This window comes from Streptomyces sp. NPDC048192, assembly GCF_043202415.1.
In the GTDB taxonomy this organism is placed as follows: domain Bacteria; phylum Actinomycetota; class Actinomycetes; order Streptomycetales; family Streptomycetaceae; genus Streptomyces.
The window spans coordinates 1-1,282 of sequence record NZ_JBIDAL010000042.1 but is presented as its reverse complement, the minus strand read 5'-3'; the positions used below and the strand labels follow the sequence as shown (position 1 = coordinate 1,282).

At 57.5% G+C, this 1,282-nt stretch carries 1 rRNA gene (cut by a window edge); it reads right to left on the bottom strand.

Annotation, left to right across the window (positions count from 1 at the left end):
- Positions 1-1,282, bottom strand: a 23S ribosomal RNA gene (locus ACGFZN_RS39915); its annotated part reaches 1,269 nt to the left of the window's first position; the annotation flags it as partial.

Genomic DNA, 1,282 nt, shown 5'->3' with positions numbered 1-1,282 from the left:
GGACTGGCCCCCCTTCTCCCGAAGTTACGGGGGCATTTTGCCGAGTTCCTTAACCATAGTTCACCCGAACGCCTCGGTATTCTCTACCTGACCACCTGAGTCGGTTTAGGGTACGGGCCGCCATGAAACTCGCTAGAGGCTTTTCTCGACAGCATAGGATCATCCACTTCACCACAATCGGCTCGGCATCAGGTCTCAGACACGTGCAGGGCGGATTTGCCTACCCTGCGTCCTACACCCTTACCCCGGGACAACCACCGCCCGGGATGGACTACCTTCCTGCGTCACCCCATCACTCACCTACTACCAGCTCGGGTCACCGGCTCCACCACTCCCCCTCACTCCGAAGAGATCAGGGGCGGCTTCACGGGCTTAGCATCACTGGATTCGATGTTTGACGCTCCACAGCGGGTACCGGAATATCAACCGGTTATCCATCGACTACGCCTGTCGGCCTCGCCTTAGGTCCCGACTTACCCTGGGCAGATCAGCTTGACCCAGGAACCCTTAGTCAATCGGCGCAAACGTTTCTCACGTTTGTATCGCTACTCATGCCTGCATTCTCACTCGTCAACCGTCCACAACTACCTTCCGGTGCTGCTTCACCCGGCAGACGACGCTCCCCTACCCATCACAGCCGGCGTTGGCCGTACATGCTGCAATGACACGACTTCGGCGGTACGCTTGAGCCCCGCTACATTGTCGGCGCGGAATCACTTGACCAGTGAGCTATTACGCACTCTTTCAAGGGTGGCTGCTTCTAAGCCAACCTCCTGGTTGTCTGTGCGACTCCACATCCTTTCCCACTTAGCGTACGCTTAGGGGCCTTAGTCGATGCTCTGGGCTGTTTCCCTCTCGACCATGGAGCTTATCCCCCACAGTCTCACTGCCGCGCTCTCACTTACCGGCATTCGGAGTTTGGCTAAGGTCAGTAACCCGGTAGGGCCCATCGCCTATCCAGTGCTCTACCTCCGGCAAGAAACACACGACGCTGCACCTAAATGCATTTCGGGGAGAACCAGCTATCACGGAGTTTGATTGGCCTTTCACCCCTAACCACAGGTCATCCCCCAGGTTTTCAACCCTGGTGGGTTCGGTCCTCCACGAAGTCTTACCTCCGCTTCAACCTGCCCATGGCTAGATCACTCCGCTTCGGGTCTTGAGCGTGCTACTACAGCGCCCTGTTCGGACTCGCTTTCGCTACGGCTTCCCCACCCGGGTTAACCTCGCAACACACCGCAAACTCGCAGGCTCATTCTTCAAAAGGCACGCAGTCACGAGA